At 67.9% G+C, this 25,831-nt stretch carries 29 protein-coding genes; 12 read left to right on the plus strand and 17 right to left on the minus strand.

The window, feature by feature from the left end; all coding sequences use genetic code 11:
- Window positions 1-143 precede the first annotated feature (143 nt).
- From ACMUOO_RS00925 to ACMUOO_RS00935, 3 genes are all read right to left on the minus strand, one after another.
- Window positions 144-788: an NAD-dependent epimerase/dehydratase family protein gene (locus ACMUOO_RS00925; protein WP_301917847.1), complete on the minus strand. Its 645-nt coding sequence runs from the start codon at window positions 786-788 to the stop codon at window positions 144-146.
- Window positions 789-819: 31 nt separating this feature from the next.
- Window positions 820-1,158 (minus strand): NAD-dependent epimerase/dehydratase family protein, encoded by a 339-nt coding sequence (locus ACMUOO_RS00930; RefSeq protein WP_301917743.1) that lies wholly within the window; start codon window positions 1,156-1,158, stop codon window positions 820-822.
- A 63-nt stretch (window positions 1,159-1,221) separates the two neighbouring features.
- Window positions 1,222-2,895 carry an acyl-CoA dehydrogenase family protein gene (locus ACMUOO_RS00935; protein ID WP_301917742.1) on the minus strand — a complete coding sequence of 558 codons (1,674 nt, stop codon included), beginning with the start codon at window positions 2,893-2,895 and terminating at the stop codon, window positions 1,222-1,224.
- 164 nt (window positions 2,896-3,059) lie between these two features.
- On the opposite strand from ACMUOO_RS00935, the gene ACMUOO_RS00940 reads away from it, so the two are divergent.
- Window positions 3,060-3,818, plus strand: coding sequence for a sulfite exporter TauE/SafE family protein (locus ACMUOO_RS00940; protein ID WP_301917741.1), 759 nt, complete (start codon window positions 3,060-3,062; stop codon window positions 3,816-3,818).
- A gap of 54 nt (window positions 3,819-3,872) precedes the next feature.
- Here ACMUOO_RS00940 and ACMUOO_RS00945 read toward each other — a convergent pair whose 3' ends face one another.
- Entirely contained in the window at window positions 3,873-5,471 is a 1,599-nt protein-coding gene (locus ACMUOO_RS00945; protein ID WP_301917740.1) for a phosphoenolpyruvate carboxykinase, read from the minus strand.
- Between the two features lie 375 nt (window positions 5,472-5,846).
- Between ACMUOO_RS00945 and ACMUOO_RS00950 the strand changes: the two genes are divergently transcribed.
- The 7 genes from ACMUOO_RS00950 to ACMUOO_RS00980 all read left to right on the plus strand — a co-directional run bounded on the left by ACMUOO_RS00950 (window position 5,847) and on the right by ACMUOO_RS00980 (window position 11,209).
- Window positions 5,847-6,548 (plus strand): response regulator transcription factor, encoded by a 702-nt coding sequence (locus ACMUOO_RS00950; protein ID WP_301917739.1) that lies wholly within the window; start codon window positions 5,847-5,849, stop codon window positions 6,546-6,548.
- Window positions 6,545-8,275 (plus strand): sensor histidine kinase, encoded by a 1,731-nt coding sequence (locus ACMUOO_RS00955; protein WP_301917738.1) that lies wholly within the window; start codon window positions 6,545-6,547, stop codon window positions 8,273-8,275. Before ACMUOO_RS00950 ends, ACMUOO_RS00955 begins: the two co-directional genes overlap by 4 nt.
- Complete coding sequence (locus ACMUOO_RS00960) at window positions 8,272-8,715, plus strand: HPr kinase/phosphorylase (RefSeq protein ID WP_301917737.1); 444 nt, start codon at window positions 8,272-8,274, stop codon at window positions 8,713-8,715. The genes ACMUOO_RS00955 and ACMUOO_RS00960 overlap by 4 nt, the downstream gene beginning before the upstream one ends.
- Window positions 8,712-9,650 (plus strand): RNase adapter RapZ, encoded by a 939-nt coding sequence (gene rapZ, locus ACMUOO_RS00965; RefSeq protein ID WP_301917736.1) that lies wholly within the window; start codon window positions 8,712-8,714, stop codon window positions 9,648-9,650. Before ACMUOO_RS00960 ends, rapZ begins: the two co-directional genes overlap by 4 nt.
- The gene (locus ACMUOO_RS00970; RefSeq protein WP_413854716.1) at window positions 9,647-10,048 is read left to right on the plus strand and encodes a PTS sugar transporter subunit IIA; all 402 of its coding nucleotides are present in this window, start codon (window positions 9,647-9,649) and stop codon (window positions 10,046-10,048) included. Before rapZ ends, ACMUOO_RS00970 begins: the two co-directional genes overlap by 4 nt.
- The gene (locus ACMUOO_RS00975) at window positions 10,045-10,314 is read left to right on the plus strand and encodes an HPr family phosphocarrier protein (RefSeq protein ID WP_301917734.1); all 270 of its coding nucleotides are present in this window, start codon (window positions 10,045-10,047) and stop codon (window positions 10,312-10,314) included. Before ACMUOO_RS00970 ends, ACMUOO_RS00975 begins: the two co-directional genes overlap by 4 nt.
- An 88-nt stretch (window positions 10,315-10,402) precedes the next feature.
- Complete coding sequence (locus ACMUOO_RS00980) at window positions 10,403-11,209, plus strand: lysophospholipid acyltransferase family protein (RefSeq protein WP_301917846.1); 807 nt, start codon at window positions 10,403-10,405, stop codon at window positions 11,207-11,209.
- A gap of 6 nt (window positions 11,210-11,215) precedes the next feature.
- Here the strand turns inward: ACMUOO_RS00980 and ACMUOO_RS00985 are convergent, their stop codons facing one another.
- On the minus strand, window positions 11,216-12,091 hold the full coding sequence (locus ACMUOO_RS00985) for a 3-hydroxybutyryl-CoA dehydrogenase (RefSeq protein WP_301917733.1): 876 nt from the start codon (window positions 12,089-12,091) through the stop codon (window positions 11,216-11,218).
- Window positions 12,092-12,275: 184 nt separating this feature from the next.
- On the opposite strand from ACMUOO_RS00985, the gene ACMUOO_RS00990 reads away from it, so the two are divergent.
- Entirely contained in the window at window positions 12,276-13,106 is an 831-nt protein-coding gene (locus ACMUOO_RS00990; RefSeq protein ID WP_301917732.1) for a DUF6473 family protein, read from the plus strand.
- A gap of 64 nt (window positions 13,107-13,170) precedes the next feature.
- On the opposite strand, the gene ACMUOO_RS00995 is transcribed toward ACMUOO_RS00990, so the two are convergent.
- From ACMUOO_RS00995 to ACMUOO_RS01020, 6 genes are all read right to left on the minus strand, one after another.
- Window positions 13,171-14,097, minus strand: coding sequence for an electron transfer flavoprotein subunit alpha/FixB family protein (locus ACMUOO_RS00995; RefSeq protein WP_301917731.1), 927 nt, complete (start codon window positions 14,095-14,097; stop codon window positions 13,171-13,173).
- Window positions 14,097-14,858 carry an electron transfer flavoprotein subunit beta/FixA family protein gene (locus tag ACMUOO_RS01000; RefSeq protein WP_301917730.1) on the minus strand — a complete coding sequence of 254 codons (762 nt, stop codon included), beginning with the start codon at window positions 14,856-14,858 and terminating at the stop codon, window positions 14,097-14,099. Before ACMUOO_RS01000 ends, ACMUOO_RS00995 begins: the two co-directional genes overlap by 1 nt.
- A 156-nt stretch (window positions 14,859-15,014) precedes the next feature.
- On the minus strand, window positions 15,015-15,587 hold the full coding sequence (locus ACMUOO_RS01005) for a cob(I)yrinic acid a,c-diamide adenosyltransferase (RefSeq protein WP_301917729.1): 573 nt from the start codon (window positions 15,585-15,587) through the stop codon (window positions 15,015-15,017).
- Complete coding sequence (locus ACMUOO_RS01010) at window positions 15,587-15,796, minus strand: twin transmembrane helix small protein (RefSeq protein WP_301917728.1); 210 nt, start codon at window positions 15,794-15,796, stop codon at window positions 15,587-15,589. Before ACMUOO_RS01010 ends, ACMUOO_RS01005 begins: the two co-directional genes overlap by 1 nt.
- 62 nt (window positions 15,797-15,858) lie before the next feature.
- Window positions 15,859-16,686 carry an SDR family NAD(P)-dependent oxidoreductase gene (locus ACMUOO_RS01015; protein WP_301917727.1) on the minus strand — a complete coding sequence of 276 codons (828 nt, stop codon included), beginning with the start codon at window positions 16,684-16,686 and terminating at the stop codon, window positions 15,859-15,861.
- A 62-nt stretch (window positions 16,687-16,748) separates the two neighbouring features.
- A complete protein-coding gene (locus tag ACMUOO_RS01020; RefSeq protein ID WP_301917726.1) occupies window positions 16,749-17,009 on the minus strand; it encodes a hypothetical protein in 261 nt (86 codons plus the stop codon).
- A 161-nt stretch (window positions 17,010-17,170) separates the two neighbouring features.
- Between ACMUOO_RS01020 and ACMUOO_RS01025 the strand changes: the two genes are divergently transcribed.
- Window positions 17,171-19,513, plus strand: coding sequence for a DNA topoisomerase IV subunit A (locus ACMUOO_RS01025; protein WP_301917725.1), 2,343 nt, complete (start codon window positions 17,171-17,173; stop codon window positions 19,511-19,513).
- An 8-nt stretch (window positions 19,514-19,521) separates the two neighbouring features.
- Here the strand turns inward: ACMUOO_RS01025 and ACMUOO_RS01030 are convergent, their stop codons facing one another.
- The 6 genes from ACMUOO_RS01030 to ACMUOO_RS01055 all read right to left on the minus strand — a co-directional run bounded on the left by ACMUOO_RS01030 (window position 19,522) and on the right by ACMUOO_RS01055 (window position 24,846).
- On the minus strand, window positions 19,522-20,169 hold the full coding sequence (locus ACMUOO_RS01030) for a TetR/AcrR family transcriptional regulator (protein WP_301917724.1): 648 nt from the start codon (window positions 20,167-20,169) through the stop codon (window positions 19,522-19,524).
- Between the two features lie 97 nt (window positions 20,170-20,266).
- Complete coding sequence (locus tag ACMUOO_RS01035; RefSeq protein ID WP_301917723.1) at window positions 20,267-20,689, minus strand: carboxymuconolactone decarboxylase family protein; 423 nt, start codon at window positions 20,687-20,689, stop codon at window positions 20,267-20,269.
- Window positions 20,690-20,877: 188 nt separating this feature from the next.
- Window positions 20,878-21,534 (minus strand): Fe2+-dependent dioxygenase, encoded by a 657-nt coding sequence (locus ACMUOO_RS01040; protein ID WP_301917722.1) that lies wholly within the window; start codon window positions 21,532-21,534, stop codon window positions 20,878-20,880.
- Window positions 21,535-21,540: 6 nt separating this feature from the next.
- A complete protein-coding gene (locus ACMUOO_RS01045) occupies window positions 21,541-22,374 on the minus strand; it encodes a hypothetical protein (protein ID WP_301917721.1) in 834 nt (277 codons plus the stop codon).
- A 139-nt stretch (window positions 22,375-22,513) separates the two neighbouring features.
- Window positions 22,514-23,404, minus strand: coding sequence for a tellurite resistance TerB family protein (locus ACMUOO_RS01050; RefSeq protein ID WP_301917720.1), 891 nt, complete (start codon window positions 23,402-23,404; stop codon window positions 22,514-22,516).
- Between the two features lie 80 nt (window positions 23,405-23,484).
- Entirely contained in the window at window positions 23,485-24,846 is a 1,362-nt protein-coding gene (locus tag ACMUOO_RS01055) for a cytochrome P450 (RefSeq protein ID WP_301917719.1), read from the minus strand.
- Window positions 24,847-24,877: 31 nt separating this feature from the next.
- On the opposite strand from ACMUOO_RS01055, the gene ACMUOO_RS01060 reads away from it, so the two are divergent.
- Both ACMUOO_RS01060 and ACMUOO_RS01065 read left to right on the plus strand, forming a co-directional pair.
- Complete coding sequence (locus tag ACMUOO_RS01060; protein WP_301917718.1) at window positions 24,878-25,615, plus strand: hypothetical protein; 738 nt, start codon at window positions 24,878-24,880, stop codon at window positions 25,613-25,615.
- Between the two features lie 89 nt (window positions 25,616-25,704).
- A partial coding sequence (locus ACMUOO_RS01065; protein WP_413854725.1) for a GTP-binding protein occupies window positions 25,705-25,831 on the plus strand: 127 nt, incomplete at its 3' end.

Here is a 25,831-nt window from a genome sequence, read left to right on the forward strand (position 1 = left end):
CGGGGGGGCGGCGGGCCGTGTCGTCGGGGGGTGGGCGGGGGCGGGTCGGACTCCGGGTGGCGGGGACCGCCCCGGCGCGCGTCCGCGCCCCGTCAGGTCGTGATGGCGTCCGACCGTCGGATTGGCGCGCCCGGTGCCTGCGCTCAGGCCAGCCCGCGCGCCACTAGCACCTCCGCCGCGGCGACAAGCGCTCGATCGGGCGTGATGAAGTCGATGCCGAGAAGGCTTCGCGCCTTGTCGGCCGAGACCTCTTCGCGGTAGCCGACGCCCGGCAGGGAGGCGCGGATTTCCCGGTCGAAGAGCGCGAGGAGCCTGAGGAGCGGTTTTGGCGCGGCGCGGGTCGGCATCCGCCGGTCCGGCCAGCGCCGCTTGAGGATGCGCCCCCAGTCCGTCAACCATAACGAACCCGCGGCGGCGATGAAGCGCTCGCCGGCCGTTTCCGGCATGGCGAGCGCGCGAAGATGCGCAAGGGCCACGTCGCGCACGTCGACGACGGGAAAGCCCAGCCGTGGCACCAGCGGGTCGCGCCCCTTCAGGACGCGCCGGACGAGTCCGATCGAGGTGCCGAAGTGGCTGTCGAGCGGTGGCCCGAGGATGAAGGCCGGGTTGATCGCGGTGAGCGCGAGCCCCTCGCGCCCCGCGATCTCCCAGGCCGTGCGCTCGGCCATGACCTTCGATCGCGCATAGGTGCTCGCGGGCGGGCCGTCCGCGTCGGCCCAGTCCGCCTCGGTATGGACATGCCCTTCGCGCCACCGGCCGATGACCGCGACGGTCGATGAGGTAAGGATCGCCCGGCCGACGCCGGACGCCGCCGCGGCATCAAGCGCGCCGGGTGCCCCCTACAGCGGCACGGGTCACCGCCTCCGTGTCCTTCGGCCGGGCGATCGGGAAGGGCGAGGCGGTGTGGATCAGCGCCGCGGCGCCGGCCATGGCCTCCCGCCAGCCCTCGTTCCGGGTCAGGTCGAGCGTCACGAAGGACAGACCGCGCTCGGCCCCCGCCGGCAGATGCGGCAGCACCGCCTGCCGGACCTCGGCCGCCCGTGCCGGATCGCGCAGCGATGCCCGAACCGCCCGGCCTCCGCGCAGCAGCGCGAGAACGATGTGCTTGGCCAGAAAGCCGCTGGCGCCGGTGACGAGAACCGGGGAGTCTTGTGACATCGCGCGCCTCCATCCGGGGCCAAGGATGCCACAGGCCGACCTGCCGGCCAATCCGCCCCCGCGTCAGTTCGCGCCGTCGAGAAGACGCCGCGCGATCACCTGCGCCTGAATCTCCGCCGCACCTTCGAAGATGTTGAGGATGCGCGCATCGCAGAGGATGCGGCTGATCCGGTATTCCAGCGCGAACCCGTTGCCGCCGTGGATCTGCAGCGCGTTGTCTGCCGCCGCCCAGGCGACACGGGCACCGAGAAGCTTCGCCATCCCGGCTTCCAGGTCGCAGCGGTGCTCGTGGTCCTTCTGCCATGCCGAGTGGTAGGTCAGCTGCCGGGCGATCATGATTTCCACCGCCATCATGGCGAGCTTGCCGGCTACACGGGGAAACTCGATCAGGCTCTTGCCGAACTGCTTGCGGTCCTCGGCGTATTTCATGCCGGCCTCCAGCGCCGACTGTGCCACGCCGATGGCGCGGGCGGCAGTCTGGATGCGGGCGCTCTCGAAGGTCTGCATCAACTGCTTGAAGCCCTGGCCTTCGACCCCGCCAAGGAGGTTTTCGCCCTTCACCCGGAAGCCGTCGAAGCCCAGTTCGTATTCCTTCATGCCCCGGTAGCCCAGAACCCCGATCTCGCCTCCGGTCATGCCGGAGGTGGGGAAGGGGGCCTCATCCGTGCCGGGGGTCTTTTCGGCGAGGAACATCGACAGGCCGCGATAGTCTGTCGTCGCCGGGTCGGTGCGCGCCAGAAGGGTCATAACATGGGTGCGGGCGGCATGGGTGATCCAGGTCTTGTTGCCGGTAATCTCCCAGTCATCGCCAACCCTTATCGCGCGGGTGCGCAAGGAGCCGAGGTCGGAGCCCGTGTTCGGCTCCGTGAAGACGGCCGTCGGCAGGATTTCCCCGGACGCCAGTTTCGGCAGCCACTGCGCCTTCTGCTCCGGCGTGCCGCCGCAAAGGATCAGCTCGGCCGCGATCTCGCTGCGTGTCCCGAGGCTGCCGACGCCGATATAGCCGCGGCTCAGCTCCTCGGACACGACGACCATCGACGCCTTGGAAAGGCCGAGTCCGCCGAATTCCTCCGGGATCGTCAGGCCGAAGACGCCGAGTTCCGCCAGTTCGCGGATCACCTCCATCGGGATGAGTTCGTCCTTCAGGTGCCAGTCGTGCGCATGGGGCACGACGCGCGCCTCGGCGTAGCGGCGGAACTGGTCGCGGATCATCTCCAGATCGCCATCGAGGCCGGTCGCGCCGAAGGTCGCGCGCCCGTGGTTCTGGCGCATCAGCGCGACGAGGCGGGCACGCGCCGCGGGCGTGTTGCCTTTGGCGATGAGTGTCGCCGCGGCACCCTCGGGCGTCCACGAGAGCCCGAGGTCGGCCAGCCGCGCCACCTCGCCCTGGCTCATGGGAATGCCCCCGGCGATCTGGGCGAGGTATTCGCCGAAGCCGATCTGCAGGATCAGGCTCTCCATCTCGCCGAAGCTGCCCGCCTCCGCGATCCGGCCCGCCCAGGCGCGGAGCTGACGGAGCGATTCGACGTAGGTCGCGAGCCAGGAGAGCGCGTGGGCCTCGAATTGCCGCGCCTCCAGTTCCGCGCCGGAGACCTTGCCGCCGGTGTCCACGGCCCTCCGCAGACCTGCCTGCGCCCCGGCCAGAAGTGCCTTGACGGGCGACAGCGCCGCCTCGGCCAGCGAAAGAAGCTCCGGAAGGATCGCGGTCTTCGGCATTTCGGCCCCGTCATGCGCCATGAATCGGCTCCTCGTTCTGCGGTCGCACCGTCCTAGCCACTTCGCAGTTGCAGCGCAATATTAATTCGTTTCCGGCATTGCAGCGGAACGAATGTGTCGCCGGCATATTCACCCTGCCGCCTGTCCGGCGAACCGGATATGAGCGGTGGCGGGAAGGGGACGGGATGTTCGGGCTGGACCTCTGGCAGATCGGGATGGCGACGGCGGTGACGCTCGTCGCAGGCTTCGTGAAGGGCGCGGTGGGCTTCGCAATGCCGATGATCATGATGTCCGCCTTCGGCTCGTTCCTGCCGGCGGAAGTGGCCCTCGCGCTCCTGATCCTTCCGACGCTCTTCACCAACATCGCCCAGGCCTTCCGCCAGGGCTGGCGGGCCGCCTGGGAGAGCACGGTCGCCTACCGTCGCCACATTGCCATGGTCGTCGTCTTCCTCGTTCTCTCGGCGCAGTTCGTGACGGCGATTCCCCAGGCGGTGATGTACCTCCTCCTCGGCGGGCCGATCCTCCTCTTCGCCCTTTGGCAACTCGCAGGCCGCAGCCTCGCCATCCGGATCGAGCACCGGGCGCGGGTCGAGACGGTTCTGGGCGTCATCGGCGGGCTCTATGGCGGGATTTCCGGCATCTGGGGTCCGCCGCTGATCGTCTACCTGCTGTCCATCGGGGCGGGAAAGGCGGAAACCGTGCGGGTTCAGGGCGTCGTCTTCCTGATCGGGGCGGTGTCGCTGACGGTGGCGCACCTGACCTCCGGCGTGCTCAATGGCGCGACCCTGCCGCTTTCGGCGGCGATGGTCGTGCCAGCGATGATCGGTCTCTGGGCCGGGTTCCGGCTGCAGGACCGGCTCGATGCGGTGCGCTTGCGCCGCTGGACGCTGGTCCTCCTCGTGCTGACCGGGTTCAACCTGGTGCGACGGGCGCTCGCCTTCTGAATCGGAAGGGCCGCCCGAAGGCGGCCCCTTGCCTTTCCTGGACCTGTCCCGGCCTCAGCCGATCGCCGCCGCGCGCACGTCGGCGTCGATGTGGGGCACGTACTGGGCGAAGTTGTCGGCGAACATCTGGACAAGCTTCTTGGCCTGAACGTCATAGGCCGCCTCGTCCTCCCAGGTCCGCCGCGGATCGAGCAGCACGTCGGCCACGTCGGGCACCGAGACCGGCACCTCGAAGCCGAAGTTCGGGTCCTTGCGGAATTTCGCGCCAGCGAGCGATCCGTCGAGCGCCGCAGCCAGCAGGATGCGGGTGGACTTGATGGGCATCCGCGAGCCCTTGCCGAAGGCGCCGCCCGTCCAGCCGGTGTTGACGAGCCAGCAGGTCGCGCCGGTCTGCTTGATCTTCTCCTGCAGGAGCTTGCCGTAGACCTCCGGCCGGCGCGGCATGAAGGGTGCGCCGAAGCAGGTCGAGAAGGTCGGGATCGGCTCGGTCACGCCGACTTCCGTCCCCGGCGTCTTGGAGGTGAAGCCCGACAGGAAGTGATACATCGCCTGCGCCGGCGTCAGCCGCGCGATCGGCGGCAGTACGCCATAGGCATCGCAGGTCAGCATGATCACGTTCCGCGGCTGCCCGCCGAGCGACGTCTCCGAAGCGTTGGAGATGACATCGAGCGGATAGGCGCAGCGCATGTTGTCGGTGATCGAATTGTCGTGGAAGTCCAGCGCCAGCGTTTCGGCGTCGTAGACCATGTTCTCGACCACGGTGCCGAACTTGAAGCAAGTCGCGTAGATCTCCGGCTCCGCCTCGGCCGACAGGTTGATCGTCTTGGCGTAGCAGCCGCCCTCGAAGTTGAAGGTGCCCTTGTCCGACCAGCCATGCTCGTCGTCGCCGATGAGCGTGCGCGAGGGATCGGCCGAGAGCGTCGTCTTGCCCGTGCCGGACAGGCCGAAGAAGACGGCGGTATCCCCCGGATTGTCGATGGCGTGGTTGGCCGAGCAGTGCATCGCCATCACGCCCTTGCCGGGCAGGATATAGTTGAGAAGCGTGAACACCGCCTTCTTGTTCTCGCCCGCGTAGGCGGTGTTGCCGATGAGGATCAGCTTCTTCTCGAAGTTGAGCGCGATGACGGTCTCCGACCGGCAGCCGTGGCGCTCGGGGTCAGCCCTGAAGGAGGGGCAGTTGATGATCGTGAACTCGGGAACGAAGCTGTCGAGCTCCGCGCGCGCCGGTCGGCGCAGGAGGTGGCGGATGAAGAGACCGTGCCAGGCGAGTTCGGCCACCACCCGCACGTCGAGCCGGTGCTCGGGATCGGCTCCGGCGTAGAGGTCCTGAACGAAGTAGTCCTTGCCCTTCATGTGGGCGAGCATGTCGGCATGGAGGGCGTCGAACGTCGCCGGATCCATCGGCTTGTTGTTCTCCCACCAGATCGAGTCCTCTACGGACGGCGTGCGAACGACGAACTTGTCCTTGGGCGACCTCCCCGTGTGCTTGCCGGTAGAAACGAGGAACGTGCCCCCGAGGCCCAGCCTGCCCTCGTCGCGGCGGACTGCCGCTTCGATCAGCGCGGGTTCGATGAGGTTGTAATAGACGCTGCCGAGCCCCGCGATGCCCTGATCCTCCAAGCGATGCGTGGGGTTCACCCGTCCATTGGTCATGTTCATGCTCCCGTCGCCGCGGCGTGCGGCTTACCTCAGGTTCAAAGGATAACGTCCCGGAGATCCGGGACGCCGGCCACCCTCCCCGGAACGGGGGTGGTGAGGCCGCTATATCATGCGCTCAGAAGCTTGGAATAGAAGGCTTTGTTTCGGTTAGCGCCACCATCGGCGGGTTAGCGCAATCAAATTGCGCGACCGGGCGTTGAAACGTGAACGATGGGGCGCAGTGAGACAAATTAGTCAAAGCTTCGGTTTTTTCGCGCGATCTGATTCGGCCAGCGGGTCCGATTCGCACATAGCAGTTGCTTCCGGCTCGCGGAAAATGGACAATGCCGGGAAAATAAAGACAAACGAGAGCAGAACGAGGAAGCCCACATGTCGAGGATCGCACTCGTCGATGACGACCGGAACATCCTGACCTCCGTATCCATGACGCTCGAAGCGGAAGGGTACGAGGTCGAGACCTACAACGATGGCCAGGCCGCGCTCGACGCCTTCACCAAGCGCCTGCCGGACATGGCGGTGCTGGATATCAAGATGCCGCGCATGGACGGGATGGAGCTTCTGCAGCGCCTGCGCCAGAAGACCTCGATGCCGGTCATCTTCCTGACCTCGAAGGATGACGAGATCGACGAGGTGCTCGGGCTCCGGATGGGGGCGGACGACTATGTGAAGAAGCCCTTCTCGCAGCGGCTCCTGGTCGAGCGCATACGTGCGCTCCTGCGCCGGCAGGAGGCCATCGCGACGGGAGAGGTCGCGACGACCGAGGAAACCAAGGTCATGGTGCGCGGCTCGCTGACGATGGACCCCTTGCGCCATTCGGTGATGTGGAAGGGCAAGGACGTCGCGCTGACCGTCACCGAATTCCTTCTTCTGCAGGCGCTCGCCCAGCGTCCCGGCTTCGTGAAGAGCCGCGACCAGCTTATGGACGTGGCCTACGACGATCAGGTCTATGTCGACGACCGCACCATCGACAGCCATATCAAGCGGCTGAGAAAGAAGATGCGCACCGTCGACGACGATTTCTCGGCGATCGAAACCCTCTATGGTATCGGGTATCGCTACAACGAAGAATGACACTGGCGTCGAGGATCGACTTGCGCGACCGAACTGAGGCTCGCCGGGCGGATGTGGTCCTGGGCGAGGACTGGACCGCGCCGGATGGGTTCGTGGAATCCGAGCTGAAGGCCGGACGCGAGCGGCGGGGATTCATTTCCCTGAACCGCTCGCCCCTGGCGCGGAAGATCATCACCTTCAACCTGATGGCGATGATCGTACTTGTCGCGGGCGTCCTCTACCTCAACCCGTTCCGCGACAGTCTCGTCCTGCAGCGCGAAAGCGGACTTGTCGCCGAGGCGCAACTGGTGGCCGACGTGTTCGAGGCGCAGGCCCCTCAAAACGCACAGGTCAACCTCGCCACCGGCGCCGGGATCGATGCGCATGCTGTCGCGCGCGGCATCGAACTGCCCGACGGGGCAGAGCTCTACGTCTTCGACACCCAGGAAAACCTCGTGGTGTCGACCGTCGGGATGGAGCGGCCAGAGCGCGAGAGTGTGACAGGCCTGCAGCTCGATCACCGCTCCACGCTCATCACCGACATCCTCAACTCGATCTGGGAAACCATCGCGAGCCTTCTCGCGCCGCAGAGCGCCCAGAACCCCGTCCTTGGCGGAGAGCGTCTCGCGCGCGATCTGGTGCCCTCGGCGCTTGCCGGCGAAACCCAGATCCGCACCGGGCGCGACGTGGCGGGCGATGCTCTCTTCACCGTGGCAACGCCGATCCGGCACGACGGGCAGGTGATCGGCGTCGCGGCCATCACCTCGGTTGCGGGCGAGATCGACCAGCTCGTGCGGGTGGAACGCGAGCAGGTCCTGCAGATGTTCGTCATCGCGATCATCGTGTCGATCGGCCTCAGCCTCGTTCTTGCCTCGACGATCGCCAACCCGCTCTCCGACCTCGCGGCGGCGGCCGAGCTTGGCCGCGACAAGAACGCCCGAAAGATGTCGCCGAACCGCGTGCGCATCCCCGACCTGACCGCGCGCCCCGACGAGATCGGGCGGCTCTCGGGGGCCATGCGCGGCATGGTTGCGGCCCTCTACGAGCGGATCGAGTCGAACGAACAGTTCGCGGCCGACGTGGCGCACGAGATCAAGAACCCGCTCGCCTCGCTCCGCTCCGCCGTGGGTTCGCTCCGCATGATCAAGAAGGAGGAGCAGCGCGAGAAGCTTCTCGACGTGATCGACCATGACGTGCGCCGGCTCGACAGGCTGGTCAGCGACATCTCCAACGCCTCGCGGCTCGACAGCGAGCTTGTGAAGGAGGAGGAGGAAACCTTCAACCTCGTGAAGATGCTCACGAACCTCTCGGAGTATCTCGGCCATGAGGCGAAGGGAAAGGGCGTCGACTTCATCGCTGACCTGCCGCCCGAACCGATCGTGATCACCGGCCTCGAAGGCCGGCTGGCGCAGGTCTTCGTGAACCTGATCACCAACGCGATCTCGTTCTGCCAGGAAGGCGACGCGGTCAGGGTCTGGGCGCGCAAGCGCGAGAACCGCGTGCTCGTCGTGGTCGAGGATACCGGCCCCGGCATTCCCGACCAGGCGCTGACGAAGATCTTCAAGCGGTTCTATTCCGAACGGCCGCCGGGCCAGTTCGGCGAGCATTCGGGGCTCGGGCTTGCGATCTCCAAGCAGATCGTGGAGGCCCATGGCGGCGTCATCTGGGCCGAGAATATCCGCCCCACCGATGCCGACATCACCTCCGAACCGCTCGGCGCCCGCTTCGTCGTGGGCCTTCCGGTGTGAGCGCGGGGCGCGGCGAGGAGCGGCGGCCCCTCGTCCTTCATGCGAGTTGCGTCGCCTTGTCCGGCCGCGCCGTCCTGATCCTCGGGGCCGCAGGGAGCGGCAAGTCGGCGCTGGCGCTGCAACTGATGGCCTTAGGCTGCGATCTCGTCAGCGACGACCGGACGGCAGTGGTGGCCGAGGGCGCCAAGCTGATCGCGGCGGCGCCGGCGCGGATCCGCGGGCTCATCGAGGCGCGCGGCGTCGGCATCCTCGCCGCCGATGCGGTTGCCGCCGCGCGCCTCGCGCTCGTCGTCGATCTCGACCAGGCGGAGACCGACCGTCTGCCGCCCTTGCGGCGCCATGTCCTGCTCGGCGTCGCCCTGCCGCTTCTTCACAGGATCGAGAGCGCCCATTTTTCCGCGGCGATCCTGCAATATCTGAAAGCGGGTCGGGCAGAATGACGGAAACTGGGGTGCAGAGGGCGCAGGAACCGGACGGACAGGGCGGCCAGCGCGTCGTCCTCGTGACCGGCCCCTCGGGGGCGGGGCGCTCGACAACGATCCATGCGCTCGAAGATCTCGGCTACGAAGTGATCGACAACCTGCCCTTCAGTCTCATTCCGCGCCTCCTCGACGGCCCGCCGCTCTCGCGGCCCGTGGCGCTCGGTATCGACGTCAGGAACCGCGACTTCTCCGCCACCGCGCTCATCGAACTCATCGACCGGCTGACACGCATCCCGGAGGTCGCGCTGGAGGTTCTCTACCTCGACTGCAGGGCCGAGGAACTGCTGCGCCGCTACGGCGAGACGCGCCGGCGCCATCCGCTCACCGGTGTCGACACGCCGGCCGCGGGGATCGCGGCCGAGATGGATCTTCTCGCGCCGATCCGCGTGCGGGCCGACGTTCTGATCGACACCTCCGAGCTCAGTCCGCACGACCTGAAGGCGGAGATCGGGCGCTGGTTCGGGCAGGGCGCGGGCCACGGTCTTGCCGTCTCGGTCCACAGCTTTTCCTACAAGCGCGGGGTGCCGCGCGGGCTCGACATGATGTTCGACTGCCGCTTCCTGATGAATCCCCACTGGGACGCGCGCCTGCGTCCGCTCGACGGCCGCGACGCCGAGGTCGCGCACTACGTGGAGGCCGACCCGCGATTCGACGCCTTCTTCACCCGCACCCGCGACCTTCTCCTGCTCCTGCTGCCCGCCCATGTCGAGGAGGGCAAGAGCCACCTCGCCATCGGTTTCGGCTGTACCGGCGGGCAACACCGGTCGGTTGCCGTGGCGGAAAAGATGGCCAAGGCGCTTGCGGAGGCTGGCTGGCAGGTGTCTAAGAGGCACCGGGAACTGGAACGACGGGCGGGTGGGGCGCCCGGATTGGTGCAAGGTAGCGGGGCGTGATCGGAATCGTGATCGTCGCACATGGCGGTTTGGCGCGGGAGTATCTCTCCGCGGTCGAACATGTCGTGGGTCCGCAGAAGGGAATCCGCGCCATCGCGATCGAAGAGGACCACGACCGCGCCGCCAAGCAGGCTGAGATCCGCGACGCCGCCGATGCCGTCGATACCGGTGACGGCGTCGTGGTGGTGACCGACATGTTCGGCGGCTCGCCCTCCAACCTGTCGCTTTGCGCCTGCGAGAGCGATGACCGGCGCATTCTTTTCGGCGCCAACCTGCCCATGCTCATCAAACTCGCAAAATCCCGCCATCTTCCGGTGCCGGAGGCGGCGTCCTCCGCACTCGACGCGGGGCGCAAGTACATCAATAGTTACGCAGGCTCCGGACAGGGCAACCAATGACCACGCGATCCTTGAAGATCGTCAACGAAAAGGGACTCCACGCCCGCGCCTCCGCGCGTTTCGTCGAGGTGGTTGAGGCGCACGACGCCTCGGCCGAGGTCGTCCGCGACGGGATGCGGGTCTCGGGGGATTCGATCATGGGGCTCCTGATGCTCGGGGCCTCGAAGGGCACCGTGATCGACGTCACGACGAGCGGGGCCGAGGCGGAAAAGCTGGCCAATGCGCTCGAAACGCTGGTGGCGCGGCGCTTCGGCGAAGACTACTGACGTGCCGGTATTTGAAAGGGAGGGCGCCGGGATACTGCCTGACGGAGACGAGAGCGCTACTTCGGGTCGGGTGTCGCCGCCCTACGAGATGCGGCGCCTGTCCTATGCCGGCACCTTCCGCAACCCGGTGAAGGCAGGGACCATCCGCACCATCGAGTGGATGACGGGCAAGATCACGCTCCTGCGTCTCATCCGGCAGTTCGAAAGTACCGGCGTTCCCTGGGGCCAGCCGTTCTTCACCAAGGCGGTGAAGACCATGGGGATCGATATCCTCACGCCCGAAGAGCAGATCGCCCGAATCCCGGCCGAGGGGCCTCTGGTCGTTGTGGCGAACCACCCGCACGGTCTTGTGGACGGGCTCGTCATGGGCGAACTCATCGGCCGCGTGCGGACCGATTACAAGATTCTCACCCGCTCGCTGCTGACCGGAATCCCCGAGATCGAGGAGAACATGCTTCCGGTGCCCTTCCCGCACGAAGCGAACGCGCGCGAACAGAGCCTGGAGATGCGGGCGATCTGCATGGCGCACCTGAAGCGGGGCGGCGTCGTGATCCTGTTCCCGGCCGGCAAGGTGGCAACCTCGCGGAGCTACTTCGGCCCGGTGATCGAGCCCGACTGGAATCCCTTCACCGCGAAGATGGTCAGCCGCTCGGGCGCGACCGTCTTGCCGATCTACTTTCCCGGCCAGAACACGCGGCTTTACCATGTGGCCGACAAGGTCGCCGCGACCTTGCGGCAAGGCCTGCTCCTGCACGAGATATACAAGGCGCTGAACAAGCCTCAGGCTCCGGTCATCGGCCACCCGATCGGGCCCGAGGACATCCGCGCCCGCGCTGCCGACCCGCGCGCCCTTCTGGCCTGGCTCAGGCAGATGACGCTCGACCTGCGGGACTGAGGCGCCTCAGCGCGTCGGCACCGGCGTCTCGCCACGGTAGTCATAAAAGCCCCGCCCGGTCTTGCGGCCGAGCCAGCCGGCCTCGACGTACTTCGTCAGCAGCGGGCAGGGCCGGTACTTCGTATCCGCCAGGCCCTCGTGCAGGACGTTCATGATCGCAAGGCAGGTGTCGAGCCCGATGAAGTCGGCAAGCTCCAGAGGCCCCATCGGGTGATTGGCGCCGAGCTTCATCGACTCGTCGATCGACTTCACGTTGCCCACGCCTTCGTAAAGTGCATACACCGCCTCGTTGATCATCGGCATCAGGATGCGGTTGACGATGAAGGCCGGGAAATCCTCGGCCGAGGCCGCGGTCTTGCCGATGCGCTCGACGACCTTCAGCATTGCCTCATAGGTCGCCCCGTCGGTGGCAATGCCGCGGATGATCTCGACCAGTTGCATCACCGGCACCGGGTTCATGAAATGCAGGCCGATGAACCGCTCCGGCCTGTCGGTGCCCCTTGCCAGCCGGGTGATGGAAATCGACGAGGTATTGGTGGCGAGAATGGTCGAGGGCTTCAGGTGCGGCAGCACTTCCGCGAAGATCGCCTGCTTGACCGTTTCGCGCTCGGTCGCGGCTTCGATGATGAGGTCGCAGCCGCCGAGGTCCGCCAACTTCTGGGTCGTGCGGATTCGCCCGAGGGCGGCCGCCCTGTCCTCGGCCGATATCTTGCCGCGCGCGGCCTGCCGCTCCAGGTTCCGGTCAATCAGCGCAAGCGCCTTGTCGAGCGCCTCTTGTGAGACGTCGGTGAGAAGCACGTCATAACCGGCAAGCGCGAAGACATGGGCGATGCCGTTGCCCATCTGGCCCGCACCGACGATTCCGACCGAGGTGATCTCCATCTCCGACCCTTTCGCTGTTGCCGGCCTTGGCCGTCATTCTCCAGCGCGAGCAATGGCATCGCCCCGGCTCACGCGCAACCCGGAACCGGGAGCGGCGGACGGGTAAAATTGCCGCCTTATCCGTTTCGCAAGATGTCCCGCCCAGCTTGGATGCGGGTGAGTCGAAAACTGAAGGTGGGAGCCTATGGCCTACGAATATGCGGGCGAAGCAGCCCTTGACTATTTTCCCTGCCGCTACGGGCAGTCGAAGCTCCTGTTTCGAGGGCCCCGGCGCCGGCTCGAAGGGGCCTATGTGGCCGCGATCGGCGGGACGGAGACCTACGGCAAGTTCGTCCCCGATCCCTATCCGGCGCTGGTGGAGACGGCACTCGGCCTGCCGGTCGTCAACTTCGGCTGCATGAACGCCGGCGCCGATGTCTTCGCGGGCGAACCGGTCGTCATCCACGCCTGCAAGCACGCGCGGGTGACGGTGATCCAGCTCATGGGGGCGCAGAACCTCTCCAACCGTTTCTACGCCGTCCATCCGCGCCGCAACGACCGGTTCCTCCGCGCATCGACGCTGATGAAGACGATCTTCCGCGAGGTGGACTTTACCGAGTTCCACTTCACCCGCCACATGCTCTCGGTGCTGCGCGAACGCTCGGCCGAAAAGTTCGCCCTCGTCGAGGAGGAGCTGAAGGCAGCCTGGGTGGCGCGGATGCGCAACCTTCTCCAGAAGATCGACGGCCGCTGCGTGCTCCTTTGGATCGCCGGCGTCGCCGGGGCCGACCCGCAGGGGCAGGCCGACGGGCTCGGACACGAGCCGCTGTTCGTCGATGCCGGGATGGTCGCCGCGATCCGACCCCTCGCGAGCGATCTCGTCCGTGTTACGCCCTCCGCCGGGGCACTCGCAGCGGGGACCGATGGCATGTCCTTCGGCGCGCTCGACGCACCGGTGGCAGCCGCAATGCCGGGGCCGAAGGTCCACGAGGAAATCGCCTCGGCGCTCGTCCCGGCGGTGCGGCCGCTCCTCTGACGGAAAAGGCCCCGCCGGGGCGGGGCCTTTCCTCTGCGTCTTGGCGTCGGCCCGTGGCCGGCTCTCAGAGCTTGTCCTTGAGCTCCGGCACGGCGGCGAAGAGGTCGGCGACGAGGCCGTAGTCGGCGACCTGGAAGATCGGGGCCTCCTCATCCTTGTTGATGGCGACGATGACCTTGCTGTCCTTCATGCCGGCGAGGTGCTGGATCGCGCCCGAGATGCCTACGGCGACATAGAGGTCCGGCGCCACCACCTTGCCGGTCTGGCCGACCTGCCAGTCGTTCGGCGCGAAGCCACTGTCGACCGCCGCGCGGGAGGCGCCAACGGCGGCGCCAAGCTTGTCGGCCAGCGCCTCGATGATCGCGAAGTTCTCCGCGCTGCCGACGCCGCGGCCGCCCGAGACGACGATCCTCGCGCTCGTCAGTTCCGGCCGGTCGGAGGCTGCGACCTTGTCCTCGACCCATTCCGAAAGGCCCGGGTTCGCGGCGGCGGCGATGGTCTCGACCGGTGCCTTACCGCCCGTGCCCGCCGGCTCGAAGGTCGAGGTCCGGACCGAGACCACCTTGATCTTGTCCGTCGACTTCACCGTCTGGATCGCGTTGCCGGCATAGATCGGCCGCTCGAAGGTCTCGCCATCGACGACGCCCGACACATCCGAGATCACCATCACGTCGAGAAGTGCGGCCACCCGCGGCAGCACGTTCTTGGCGTCCGTCGTCGCCGGGGCGACGATGTGGCTATATCCGTCCGCGAGACCCACGACGAGCGCCGCGGTCGATTCCGCCAGCCGGTGGCCGAGCGCGGGGTCCTCGGCGCAGAGCACCTTCGTCACCCCGTCGAGCGTCGCCGCCGCGGCCGCCGCCTCCGCCGCCCGCGCGCCGGCGCACAACACCGTCACCGGCCCCATCGCCTTTGCCGCCGTCAGGGCCTTCGCCGTCGCGTCGACCGAAAGGTGCCCGTCGGTCACTTCACCCAGAAGAAGAACGGCCATCAGATCACCCCCGCTTCGTCTTTCAGTTTCTGGATCAGCTCGTCTACCGAGCCCACCTTCACCCCGGCCTTGCGGCCCGCGGGCTCGACCGTCTTCACCACCTGCAGCCGCGGCGTCACGTCCACGCCGTAGTCGGCGGCCGTCTTCTCCTCCAGCGGCTTCTTCTTCGCCTTCATGATGTTCGGCAGCGATGCATAGCGCGGCTCGTTCAGCCTGAGGTCCACCGTCACGACGGCGGGCATCTTCACCCGGATCGTCTGCAACCCGCCGTCGACCTCGCGGGTCACGACCGCATGATCGCCCGCCACCGCAAGCTCCGAAGCGAAGGTCGCCTGGCTCCAGCCGAGAAGCGCCGCCAGCATCTGCCCGGTCGCGTTCATGTCGTTGTCGATCGCCTGCTTGCCGCAGAGCACCAGCCCGGGCTTCTCCTCGTCGACCACGGCCTTGAGAAGCTTCGCGACCGCGAGCGGCTCGATGTCCTGGTGCACGTCCTGCGCCGCCTCGATCAGGATCGCCCGGTCCGCGCCCATGGCGAGCGCCGTCCTGAGCGTCTCCTGCGCCTGCTTCACGCCCACCGAGACCACCACGATCTCTTCGGCCGCACCCTTCTCCTTCAGCCGGATCGCCTCCTCGACCGCGATCTCGTCGAAGGGGTTCATCGACATCTTCACATTCGCAAGATCGACCCCGCTCCCGTCCGCCTTGACGCGAACCTTCACGTTGTAGTCGATCACCCGCTTCACAGGCACCAGGATCTTCATCTGCGGCCAAACTCCCTTGTCCGGAGGCCGGCCCCGCCGGGGCCCGCCAGTCGTTCTCGGCCCGACCCTTAGCGATTCTGGCGCGGCGACAACAGTGCAAAATCGACATGGCCTGTCGTCGGGACGCCACGTTTGCCCTGTTAGCGCCCGCAGGCTCTACCGGTTCGCGCCGGGAACCCAGAGCACGTCGGCGCGACCGTTGTCGTTGGCCACACGCGCGGCCACGAAGAACCAATCGCTCAGCCGGTTCAGGTATCGGATCGCCTCGGGGTTCACGCTTTCCCCGGCCGCGAGTTCCACCGCCAGTCGCTCCGCCCGGCGCGACACGGTGCGGGCGAGGTGGAGATGTGCAGACAACGCCGAGCCGCCGGGCAGCACGAAACTCCTCAATGGCGCCAGCGCGGCGTTCATCGCGTCGATCTCGGATTCCAGCCGCGCGACCTGCGACGCCACGACGCGCAACACCGGATAGCCAGCTTCGGCGTCCTTCTCCATCGCGGGGCGCCCGAGATCGGCGCCAAGGTCGAAGAGATCGTTCTGGATTCGCGCGAGCGCGGCATCCAGATCGCCCCCGGCATGAAGGCGCGCCATGCCGATGACGGAGTTCGTCTCGTCCACCGTGCCGTAGGCCTCGACCCGCGGGTTGTATTTCGCGACTCGCGTGCCGTCGACGAGCGCGGTTTCGCCCCGGTCGCCGGTGCGGGTGTAGATACGGTTGAGCACGACCATCAGAGGCCCCCCCGCCCGCGCAGGGCCACGAAAAGTAGGATGAGCGCGATTGCCACCGCCTGGCCGATGATCCGGTAGCGCATGATCCGGTTGGCGTGTTTCCGGTTGAAGTCGCCGCCCCTGGCGAAGCCGCCGATGCCGATCATCAGGATGACCAGCACCGCGAAGCAGGCTATCGCGGCGATGAGGAAGAGGGGATCGCGCGTCATGGGGTCCTCCTTGGTGCGATCCTTCTACTCCGCCGGACGTTCCGGCGCCAGCGCCGGGCGGATCACCCCCGCGCGATCAGCCAGTCGAGTGCGCGAGTGGGCATGAGCCGGCGGGCGAGGTTCATGAGATAGGTGGGCGTCGTGACGAAATAGCGCGGCGCCGGGTTCGCGCTTTCCAGCGCGCGGCGGAGCTTGGCCGTCACCGCGGCGGGCGGCAGTTCGAACCGGTCCGGCCCGCGCGCCTCGTAGAGCCGCTTGAGGAGGCGCGTGCGGTACTGCTCCGCCCGGGGAGAGGCCTGCCAGTCGATCCAGCGTTCGAAATGCGGGATCGAGTTCGCCCGGATTCGCGAGGTGACCGGCCCCGGTTCGATCAGGACCACCCGTATCGGTGTGTCGGCCATTTCGAGGCGGAGCACGTCGGTCAGCCCCTCCATCGCGTATTTCGTGGCCACATAGGCGCCGCGCCAGTGCAGGGGCACGAGGCCGAGGACCGAGGAGCAGTTGACGATCCTTCCATGCCCCTGCGCCCGCATCACCGGGATCACCCTGCGGATGAGTTCGTGCTGGCCGAAGAGGTTCGTCTCGAAGATCGCGCGAAGGGCGTCGGTGGGCAGGTCCTCCACCGCGCCGGGGCAGGCGAAGGCGCCGTTGTTGAAGACGGCGTCGAGCGTCCCACCGGTGCGCGTCAGCGCCTCGGCGAGTGCCCCGGCGATGCTGGCCGTATCGTTCAGGTCGAGCCGGAAGCTCTCCATCCCCTCGGCGCGGAGCCTTTCGCAATCCGCCTCCTTCCGGCAGGTGGCGAAGACGCGCCAGCCCGCCAGGGCGAGGCCGTGGGCCGCGTCATAGCCGATGCCCGAGGACGAGCCGGTGATGAGAATGCTGCGTGCCATGCGCCTCCCGCCCCGCAAACCGCCTCCGCTGGCTATGAGGTTTCGCAGGCGCTGGCAACGGCCTAGTCGCCCGAGGTCGCGAGCCCTGCCGCGACGTAGCCCGACATGCTGCCGTCCTGCGTCCCGACCCCGCGCCAGCCGCCAGCTTGGCCCGAGGCGCGGGCCATCTCGCCGCGATCCGGGGCGGCGCGTTCGGGGTAGGCTTGCGACGGACCGGCCCGCCGCGTGCGCCACGGTTCGGTTTCGGCAAGCGGGGCTACTTCGTGGATCCCGGCGCGGAAGAGCAGGATCACCGCCAGAAGGAAGATCGCGAGCCTGTACATTCGCCCCCCGGCACACCCGTCCCCGGCACACCTTGCGCTGCCCGACGGCAGGCCCCCGCTACCCACCCCCGACTGCATCGTGAAGGGGAAACGGGCGCCGGTCTTCCCCGGTGCGGGATTTCCGGCTGGACCGCAAAGCCCGCGCGAATTACACCATATCCATGACCGAAGAGCCGAACGACCACCAGATCGTCCCTGCGACCGTCTCCGAACCCTTGTCGCGCGCGATCGGCGAGCGCTACCTGACCTATGCGCTTTCCACTATCATGCACAGGGCGTTGCCGGATGCGCGCGACGGGCTGAAGCCGGTGCACCGGCGCATCCTCTATGCGATGCGCGAGTTGAAGCTTTCGCCCACCGGGGGCTTCCGCAAGTCCGCCAAGATCTCCGGCGACGTGATGGGGAACTACCACCCCCACGGCGACGCCGCGATCTACGACGCGATGGCGCGGCTCGCGCAGGACTTCAACATGCGCTATCCGCTGGTGGACGGGCAGGGCAACTACGGCAACATCGACGGCGACGGGCCGGCCGCCTCGCGCTACACCGAGGCGCGGCTCACCGCGGCTGCCGAGGCGCTGATGGAGGGGCTCGGCGAGAACGCGGTCGATTTCCGCCCGAACTACGACGGCACCCTCACCGAGCCGGAGGTCCTGCCGGCGGCCTTCCCGAACCTTCTGGCCAACGGGTCTTCGGGCATCGCGGTCGGCATGGCGACGAACGTCCCGCCGCACAACCTGCACGAACTGATCGACGCCTGCCTCCACCTCATCAAGGCCCCGAACGCCGACGACGCGGCGCTCCTAGCGCATGTGCCGGGACCGGATTTCCCGACGGGCGGCGTCATCGTCGAGCCGCGCGAGAGCATCCTCGAAGCCTACCGCACCGGGCGCGGCAGCTTCCGCACACGCGCGCGCTGGGCGGTGGAGGATCAGGGCCGCGGCGCCTGGCAGATCGTCGTGACCGAAATCCCCTTCCAGGTCCAGAAGTCCAAGCTGATCGAGCGGCTGGCCGAAATCATCGAGACGAAGAAGGTCCCGCTTCTGGCCGATGTGCGCGACGAGAGTGCCGACGACATCCGCATCGTGCTGGAGCCGCGCTCGCGCAATGTCGATCCCGAGATGCTGATGGGGATGCTCTTCCGCAACTCCGATCTGGAAACGCGCTTCTCGCTCAACATGAACGTGCTGGTCGATGGCCGCGTGCCGAAGGTCTGCTCCCTCAAGGAGGTGCTGCGCGCCTTCCTCGACCACCGGCGCGAGGTGCTGGTGCGCCGCTCGCGGCACCGGATGGAGAAGATCGACCACCGGCTGGAAGTGCTCGAAGGTTTCGTCACCGCCTTCCTGAACCTCGACCGGGTGATCGACATCATCCGCTATGACGCCGACCCGAAGGCGGCGCTGATGGCCGAGGACTGGGGCCGCAGGCAGGCCCGCGCGACTTCGGAAAAGGACTATGTCTCGCCGCTGTCGCTGCCCCATACCGAGGACGGGCTTTCCGAGGTGCAGGTCGAGGCGATCCTCAACATGCGCCTGCGCAGCTTGCGCAAGCTCGAGGAGATGGAGCTGCTGCGCGAACAGGACGCGCTAATGCGCGAACGCGCGGAGCTTGACGACCTTCTCGGCTCGGACGCGCTCCAGTGGAAGAAGATCGCAGGGGAGCTTCGGGATATCCAGAAGCAGTTCGGCAAGGACGCGCCCGGCGGCGCCCGCCGCACCGGCTTCGCCGAGGCCGCGGAGGCCGAGGAGGTGCCGCTGGAGGCGATGACGCTGCGCGAGCCGATTACGGTCATCTGTTCGAAGATGGGCTGGATCCGCGCGATGAAGGGCCACCAGCCGAAGGAGGCGGAGGTCAAGTTCCGCGACGGCGACGAGGGTCGCTTTGTGTTTCGCGCCGAGACGACCGACCGTATCCTCGTCGCCGGCTCGAACGGGCGGTTCTACACCCTTCTCGGTGCGAACCTTCCCGGCGGGCGCGGAATGGGTGAGCCGCTGCGGCTCATGGTCGACCTGCCGAATGAGGCCGAGATCGTCGATCTCATCCTCTACCGGCCGGGTCAGAAGTTCATCGTCGCCTCCACCGCGGGCGAGGGATTCGTGGTTCCCGCCGACGAGGTCGTGGCGCAGACGCGTGCGGGCAAGCAGGTGATGAACCTTTCCGGTGCGGCGCGGATGGCGATCTGCAGGCCGATCGCTGGCGATCACGTTGCGGTGGTGTCGAAGAACCGCAAGCTGCTTGCCTTCCCGCTCGACGAACTCCCGGAGATGACGCGCGGCAAGGGCGTGCGGCTGCAGAAATACGGGGTCGCGCGCGGGCGGCAGGGGGTTCTGGAGCTCGACGGAGGGCTCTCGGACCTCACCACCTTCGAGAAGGCCAGGGGTCTTTCCTGGGGCCTGCCCAACGGCAACACGCGGACCGAGGACATGGCCGACTGGATCGCGCGCCGCGCCGGCGTCGGCAAGGCCCCGCCGCACGGCTTCCCGCGCGACAACCGGTTCGGCTGAGCCCGGCGTCAGGCCGCCGCAATCTCGGCCTCGATCCAGTCGAGGATGACCGCGAGCCCTTCCTCGTAGAACCCCAGGTGGTTCTCCTTGCCGAAATACGCGCCGATCCCGAGGATCGCCGGGAAGTCGCGTTTCGCCTCGTCGGCCGGCACCGGTACGGCCGCGCTCGGCCCCTTGGCGTAGCCGAGCGCCTCGTCCACCGCGGCGCCGGTGATGAAATAGCTCAGGACGCGGAAGAGCGTCGCCGTTCGTTCTTTCGTCAGCCGGCATCCGGGCTGGTCGAACATCCGCACGCAGGCATCAAGCCACGCGAGGCCGTCGCGATGGTTCAGCCGGTGGGTCGTCAGGATCTGGGCAAAGCCCGGGTGGCGCAACGCCGTGGCGCGGTAGCGCAGGCAGAATTCGTGCAGCCGCGCGCGAAATACGAGGTCGGGTCCTGGAACCGGTGTCTCAGCCAGGCAGATCGACACCAGCGCGTCGATCAGGTGCTGTTTGGACGGGTAGTAGTGGTACAGGCTCATCGCCTGGCACTTCAGTCGGGCGGCAAGCGAGCGGAAGCTCAGCGCGTCGATGCCGCCCTCATCGACAAGCGCCATCGCCTCGGCGGCGATGCGGTCGGCGCTGAGCGCCCGGCGTTTTCGTTTGGCTGTCGTCATGGGGGCAGTTACGCGGAGCCCACCCCGGTGCACAAGGTCAAAGGGCAGGTCCGGCCCACTCGGAGGGCGGGCCGGGCCGCGCACGGGGTCGGGGGCGTCAGTTACCGCCAAGCTCGGCCTGGAAGGTGGCGAGATCGACCTGAAGGCCGTTGAAGATCGTCGACCAGTTGCGGGTCATGCCGGCGATCGCAACGGCCTCGGCAATCTCCTGATCGCTGGCGCCGGCCTGTCGGGCCGAATTGGTATCCATCCAGATGCAGTAGGTGCAGGGGATCTGCGCCGAGACGCCAAGCGAGATCAGCGCCTTGGTCTTGGGGTCGAGCGCCGTGTCGGTGGAAAACTCCAGCGCCTTGGTCTGCTGCCAGAGGCCGGGCAGCGCGCTGTCGGCGATCTGCGAAATGAATGTCGGCAGGCCGCCGAGCGTGGCCTCGATGTCGGACCTGGCGGCATCGCTCTCGGGTGAGGCGGCCGCGGGAAGGGCGAAGGCGGTCAGGGCGGCGGCGATCAGAAGGCGGGCCATGATGATCTCCTGCAAGCGGGTTTCGTCAAGCATTATCCTTACGGTGTAAGGATGGCCTAGTGTTAACCATACGCCGTAAGTCGAGTCAACAGGAATCTTACGGTGTATGGAATCAGTCGGGGCCGGCCGGGACCGAAAGGCGGCGGTAGATGTGCCCTCCGCCGCCCGCCTGGATAGCCCGGACCGGCTCAGGCCGCCCACATCCGGATAAGGTTCGACCGCGTCTTTGTCAGCGTGTCGAGCAGGGGGGTCTTGCCTTCCCGGGCAAGGAGGTCGGCGATGGCACGGTCGAGGTCGAAGAGGATCTCGCGCTGGCCGGCGTCGCGGATCCAGCTCTGGACCCAGCCGACAAGGCAGAGCCGCGTGCCGCGTGTGACCCGTTCCACCCGGTGAAGCGTCGTCGAGGGATAGAGGAGCAGCGCGCCAGGGGCGAGCCGGAAGGCCCGCTCCTCGGCCGTGTCGGCGATCACGAGCGCGCCGCCGTCGTAGCTTTCGGACTCGCTGAGGAAAAGCGTGAACGAAAGGTCCGTGCGCAGGCCCTGCATCAACGCGTCGTCGACATGCGTCCCGTAGGTCTGCCCCTCGCGGTAGCGCGACAGGATGAGGGGCGTCATCGCCCTGGGTCGCGCCGCGGCGGCAAAGACCGGATGCGCCATCAGCGCCGCCGTGACCTTGGCCCGGATCGCGTCCAGCGCGGGCGAGGCCACGGCCTGATCGTTCGCCTTTATCTCGCGCGCGATCCGGCCCGCCGTCGCGCGCCCGTCGGCGAAGTCGAGCGTCTCGGCGGCCCCGCGCAGGGCCGCCGCCTCGGGGGCGGTGAGGATGCCGTCTATGGCAAGGAACATCGGGGGCTACCTGAGCTGGTAGGCAGCGAGTTCGACCGTGGCGACGGCGGCGTGGAGCGCGGAAGCATCGCCCAGCGTCCGGCCCTCGGGCGAGACGTCGGGCAGCGCCTCCCGCGCAGTGTCGAGCGCCGCGAGCGTCTTCTCGCCGAAGGTCTTCTTGGCGGCGTCCTCTTCGCCCGCCATGTGCGCGGCCTGGTCGCGCACCGCTTCCAGGAAGCCCCAGGCATCCTGGTATTCCTGCAGTTCGGTCACGCCGCCATCCTTCACGCCGTCGCCGTATTCGTCGGCCGCCTGGCGCAGGATCGCCACCATGGCGCGGGCCCCTTCGGCATCGCTGGCATTTGCATGGCCGCGGGCCCCGGCAATCGCCTTCAGCACCTCGGCGAGCGCGGCATCGACCGCCTCGACGGGCTGACCGCTCTCGACCGCGGTGGCGAGAGCGGTCAGTTCCTCGGCGAAACCTTCGGCACCGAAATCCGCGAGGTGAAAGCTGAGCTCGTCGTAGATCTCGTCCTGGGGGTGCTTCATGTGGTGCGCGGCCTGATCAGCGAGTCCCGCGCGGTAAAGGGCGACCCCGGCGCGCAGGTGGCCCTCGATGAGGCCGAGATCCTTCAAGAGGTCGACCACCTCGTCGCCGGAGGCCTCGGTCCCTGCCTCGCCCGCTTCACCTCCCTCGCCCGCTTCGGTCCCCTGTGCGAGCCAGAGCCTCTCGGGCCCGTCCAGGGGTGTGTCGGCCGCCGCGGGGCCCGCGACGGCAAGGCCGATCGCTGTCCCGGCAAGTGTCAGCGAGACCCAGCCGCGCGGGGTCACCGGGCGGGGGCCCTTCGGGAAATCGTTCATCGGTCGTCTCCGGTCCTGTTACGCCGTCGAGGCTTAAGGCAGCCGCCTGCCGGCGTCAACGAGTATCCGACAGAAACAGTAGGAAACAAGCCGTGGCGCACGCCGGCAGGTCGTGCGGCCGATCCCCCGACCGCCGGGCTCAGGAATAGAGCGCCGGTACCCCGAGCCTTGCATGAATCCGGTTCACCTGCCCGCGGTCGAGCCCGAGCGCGCTCGCGAACCGGTTGAGGTATTCCGCCTCGTTCCGGTTGTCGAGGTCGATGGCCATGACCGACATCGTGTAGAACTGCTGCTCCAGTCCGCGCGGCACCTGGCGGGCCAGGCCCTGAACGTCGATGGGCCCGCGCAGTTCCGTCTCGACGAACCGCCGTTCGGCCGGCGACACGTCCCCGAGGTTGCCGAGGAGCTTCCGCTCTTCCGCGGCGTCGATCCGGCCATCGGACTTCGCCGCCTGGATCATTGCCTTCAGCATCAGCGCCGCTGCCGCGTCCTGGTCGCGGCTGGGCTGCACGTCGGGTTCGCCGCGATTTCCGAACGACTGGTTCAGGATCTCGCCGAAGCTGCCGCCCTGGCCCTGGGCCGGGCCGCCCGCCGCGCCGCCCGCGAGCCCGCCGAGAAGCCCGCCGAGGAGATCGCCGAGCCCGCCACCCTGGCCGCCCGTCATCTGGCCGAGCAGGTCGTCGAGCCCGCCGCCCTGCCCGCCGCCACGCGCTGGGGGAGCCGCAGTTCCCGCGCCGCCGCCAGCGTGGCCGCCGAGTTCCTCCAGGAAATCGCCAATGCCGCCGCCAGCGCCGCCAAGGACCGTGCCCCCGTCCTGCGGCGCGGTGCCACGCTGCGACCGCCCGCCGAGGACCTCGCCCATCATGTCGCCGAGCCCGCCGCCCGCCGGGGAATGCGGTCCACCGAAGGGCCCGCTGCCGCCGGCTGTCCCGCCGGTGCTGCCCGCGCCCGCCTTTTGGATCACGGCTCCCACGCCCTTGGCCACGGCGATGCCGATGGCGACCTTGGCGAGCGTTCCCATGAGACTCATGCCTTCCCCCTTTCAACTGAAACCACGGGGCCGAGCGTATGGGTGCCCGGCACTCCCGTCAGGGGGAAAATTCCGCTCCTTCAAGCCTCGGCGACATTCAGCCAGACCCCGCCCTCGGGCCTCAGCGTGAGGATGAGGACGGGCTGCGGTTCCCGTCCGGGCACGGGTGTGAAGCGAAGCCGGGCGAGGAGCGTCGCCAGGACGATCACCGCCTCCTGCAGCGCGAAGGAGGCGCCGATGCAGATGCGGGGACCGCCGCCGAACGGCAGGTAGGCGAAGCGGTCGACGGCCTTCGGATCGGCGAAGCGGTCGGGGTCGAAGCGGTGCGGGTCGGGCCAGAGGAGGTGGTTGCGGTGAAGCGCGTAGATCGGCAGCATCACCGTGTCGCCGGGCCGGACCTCGCGCCCGCAGAGGGTGTCTGGCGCGCGCGCCGTGCGCGAGAGGAAGGCGGCGGGGGGATAGAGCCTCAGCGCCTCGTCCACGATCTGACGGATGTAGGGCAGTGCGGGCAGATCCGCGACGGTGGCAGCGCGGTCGCCGAGTACGCCCCGCGCCTCGGCCCGTGCGCGGTCCTGCACACCCTGGTCGAAGGCCGCGAGGTAAAGCGCCCAGGCCAGCGTCAGGGCCGTGGTCTCGTGCCCCGCGACGATGAAGGTGAGGAGGTTGTCCCGGAGTTCGGCCGTCGTCATGCGTCGCCCGGTCTCGGGGTCCTCGCCGTCGAGGAGGAGGTCGAGAAGGTCGGGGACACCGGCATGTCCCGCCGCGCGACGCTCGGTGATCGCCTGGTCGGCCATCGCCTTCATCGACCGCATCGCCGGGCCGGAGAGTAGACGTCCCGGACGTGGCACCCAGGCCGGCGCGCCGACGATGTCGAGAAGCGAGATCCGCGCGGTGGAGGCGATGTAGGCATCGATCGCACCGTGCACCGCGGTCCGGTCGAAGGCCTTGCCGCCCGAGAAGGTGACGTCGGAGATCACGGCGAAGGTCGTGGCGACCATCTCGTCGAAGAGGTTGGCCGCGCGGCCCCGCCGTGCGGCGACCCGTTCGGCGGCGCGCTCCGCCGCGGCAGTCATCACCGGGGCGAGCGCCTGGACGTTGCGGACGGAAAATGCCGGCGCCGCCGCGCGGCGCTGCCAGTGCCAGTGCGCGCCTTCCGCGATGAAGAGACTTTCGCCGATCGCGGGGCGCAGGATCATCTTCGTCACGTCGGACTTCGGATAGTCCTCCAGCCGGTCCTTCAGGATGCGGCGGTTGGCGGCCGGGTCCATCACCATGTGCCAGCGCTTCACCGTGCGTCCCGAGACCATGGGCTGACGGGTGGCGATCTCGGGGATGAGTTCGAGGAGGTTCCGCCGCCCGGTGCGGAAGCTGTCCATGACCCCCATGGGCCGCGTCGCGAGCGGCACCTGCACCGGCTGGGATGAGGGGGCGGGCATGTCCATCGCGCACTCCGTCTGTTCCCGAATATAGCGGGTGGCCGTCCGTCGCCAAGGCCGTGCTGCCAAGGCCGTCGCCATTGCCGCGGCCCGCGCGCTCGGCTATGGCGGGGGCGAGCCCGAACCGGGGGATCCCATGCGCCTTGCCCGCCTCTTCGCCATCCTCGCCCTCAGCCTGCTGTCCGCCTGTGCCGCGGAGGACCCGAACGCGCCGCCGGAGGACTTCGGCGACTTCGCGCTCGGCTACAATGTCGTGGTGGCGAAGAATGCCCAGGCCGTCGGCCCCTCGCGCAAGGCCACCGCCGAAGAATGGGAAGGCGCGCTGAAGTCGGCGATCGGCGAAAGGCTCGCGCGTTACCAGGGCGAGAAGCTCTATCACATCGGCGTCGGTGTCGATGCCTACGCGCTCGCCGTGCCCGGCGTGCCGGTGGTGCTGAGCCCGAAATCGGTGCTCGCCATTACCGTCAACGTCTGGGATGACGCCGCCCGGCGCGCCGTCAACGCCGCGCCGAAGCAGTTCACCGTCTTCGAGGGTCTCACCGGCGACACCGTCGTCGGTTCCGGTCTGACCAAGACGCGGGAAGAGCAGATGGCGACGCTCAGCACCAATGCCGCGCGGCAGATCAATGCCTGGCTTGTCGAGAACAAGGCCTGGTTCACTCCCGAGGCCGTGGCCGCGCGGGCCAAGCTGCCGCCCCAGTCCGGGGCCGAGGTCGCGGCCATCAAGCCCTCCTCGGCGGCGGCGGCCGCACCGGTACCCGAACCGTCCAACTGACGCTTGATTTTTGCCCCTCCAGCCGATAGGCAGCGCGCGATGTTGACTTGGGGCATTCCGGCCCCCCCAGAGCATGAGGCGCCCGCGAGATGGCAAAGGCAAAGTTTGAACGGACGAAACCGCACGTGAACGTGGGGACGATCGGCCACGTTGACCACGGCAAGACGACGCTGACGGCTGCGATCACGAAGTATTTCGGCGAGTTCAAGGCGTATG

It is taken from the genome of Albidovulum sp., from assembly GCF_041919395.1.
GTDB lineage: Bacteria > Pseudomonadota > Alphaproteobacteria > Rhodobacterales > Rhodobacteraceae > Albidovulum.

What these genes read in the sequence shown, in the direction of transcription:
- ACMUOO_RS01035 (WP_301917723.1), bottom strand. Translation starts at nt 20,689, where the DNA reads ATGGCCCGCCTTCTGATCGCCGCCGCCCTGACCGCCTTCGCCCTTCCC.
- ACMUOO_RS01000 (WP_301917730.1), bottom strand. Translation starts at nt 14,858, where the DNA reads ATGAAGATCCTGGTGCCTGTGAAGCGGGTGATCGACTACAACGTGAAG.
- ACMUOO_RS00930 (WP_301917743.1), bottom strand. Translation starts at nt 1,158, where the DNA reads ATGTCACAAGACTCCCCGGTTCTCGTCACCGGCGCCAGCGGCTTTCTG.
- ACMUOO_RS01045 (WP_301917721.1), bottom strand. Translation starts at nt 22,374, where the DNA reads ATGAACGATTTCCCGAAGGGCCCCCGCCCGGTGACCCCGCGCGGCTGG.
- ACMUOO_RS00945 (WP_301917740.1), bottom strand. Translation starts at nt 5,471, where the DNA reads ATGACCAATGGACGGGTGAACCCCACGCATCGCTTGGAGGATCAGGGC.
- ACMUOO_RS01055 (WP_301917719.1), bottom strand. Translation starts at nt 24,846, where the DNA reads ATGGACATGCCCGCCCCCTCATCCCAGCCGGTGCAGGTGCCGCTCGCG.
- ACMUOO_RS01025 (WP_301917725.1), top strand. Translation starts at nt 17,171, where the DNA reads ATGACCGAAGAGCCGAACGACCACCAGATCGTCCCTGCGACCGTCTCC.
- ACMUOO_RS01040 (WP_301917722.1), bottom strand. Translation starts at nt 21,534, where the DNA reads ATGTTCCTTGCCATAGACGGCATCCTCACCGCCCCCGAGGCGGCGGCC.
- ACMUOO_RS00985 (WP_301917733.1), bottom strand. Translation starts at nt 12,091, where the DNA reads ATGGAGATCACCTCGGTCGGAATCGTCGGTGCGGGCCAGATGGGCAAC.
- ACMUOO_RS00950 (WP_301917739.1), top strand. Translation starts at nt 5,847, where the DNA reads ATGTCGAGGATCGCACTCGTCGATGACGACCGGAACATCCTGACCTCC.
- ACMUOO_RS01020 (WP_301917726.1), bottom strand. Translation starts at nt 17,009, where the DNA reads ATGTACAGGCTCGCGATCTTCCTTCTGGCGGTGATCCTGCTCTTCCGC.
- ACMUOO_RS01005 (WP_301917729.1), bottom strand. Translation starts at nt 15,587, where the DNA reads ATGGTCGTGCTCAACCGTATCTACACCCGCACCGGCGACCGGGGCGAA.
- ACMUOO_RS01015 (WP_301917727.1), bottom strand. Translation starts at nt 16,686, where the DNA reads ATGGCACGCAGCATTCTCATCACCGGCTCGTCCTCGGGCATCGGCTAT.
- ACMUOO_RS01050 (WP_301917720.1), bottom strand. Translation starts at nt 23,404, where the DNA reads ATGAGTCTCATGGGAACGCTCGCCAAGGTCGCCATCGGCATCGCCGTG.
- ACMUOO_RS00980 (WP_301917846.1), top strand. Translation starts at nt 10,403, where the DNA reads ATGCGGCGCCTGTCCTATGCCGGCACCTTCCGCAACCCGGTGAAGGCA.
- ACMUOO_RS00990 (WP_301917732.1), top strand. Translation starts at nt 12,276, where the DNA reads ATGGCCTACGAATATGCGGGCGAAGCAGCCCTTGACTATTTTCCCTGC.
- ACMUOO_RS01030 (WP_301917724.1), bottom strand. Translation starts at nt 20,169, where the DNA reads ATGACGACAGCCAAACGAAAACGCCGGGCGCTCAGCGCCGACCGCATC.
- ACMUOO_RS00995 (WP_301917731.1), bottom strand. Translation starts at nt 14,097, where the DNA reads ATGGCCGTTCTTCTTCTGGGTGAAGTGACCGACGGGCACCTTTCGGTC.
- ACMUOO_RS00955 (WP_301917738.1), top strand. Translation starts at nt 6,545, where the DNA reads ATGACACTGGCGTCGAGGATCGACTTGCGCGACCGAACTGAGGCTCGC.
- ACMUOO_RS00940 (WP_301917741.1), top strand. Translation starts at nt 3,060, where the DNA reads ATGTTCGGGCTGGACCTCTGGCAGATCGGGATGGCGACGGCGGTGACG.
- ACMUOO_RS00975 (WP_301917734.1), top strand. Translation starts at nt 10,045, where the DNA reads ATGACCACGCGATCCTTGAAGATCGTCAACGAAAAGGGACTCCACGCC.
- ACMUOO_RS01010 (WP_301917728.1), bottom strand. Translation starts at nt 15,796, where the DNA reads ATGACGCGCGATCCCCTCTTCCTCATCGCCGCGATAGCCTGCTTCGCG.
- ACMUOO_RS00935 (WP_301917742.1), bottom strand. Translation starts at nt 2,895, where the DNA reads ATGGCGCATGACGGGGCCGAAATGCCGAAGACCGCGATCCTTCCGGAG.
- rapZ (WP_301917736.1), top strand. Translation starts at nt 8,712, where the DNA reads ATGACGGAAACTGGGGTGCAGAGGGCGCAGGAACCGGACGGACAGGGC.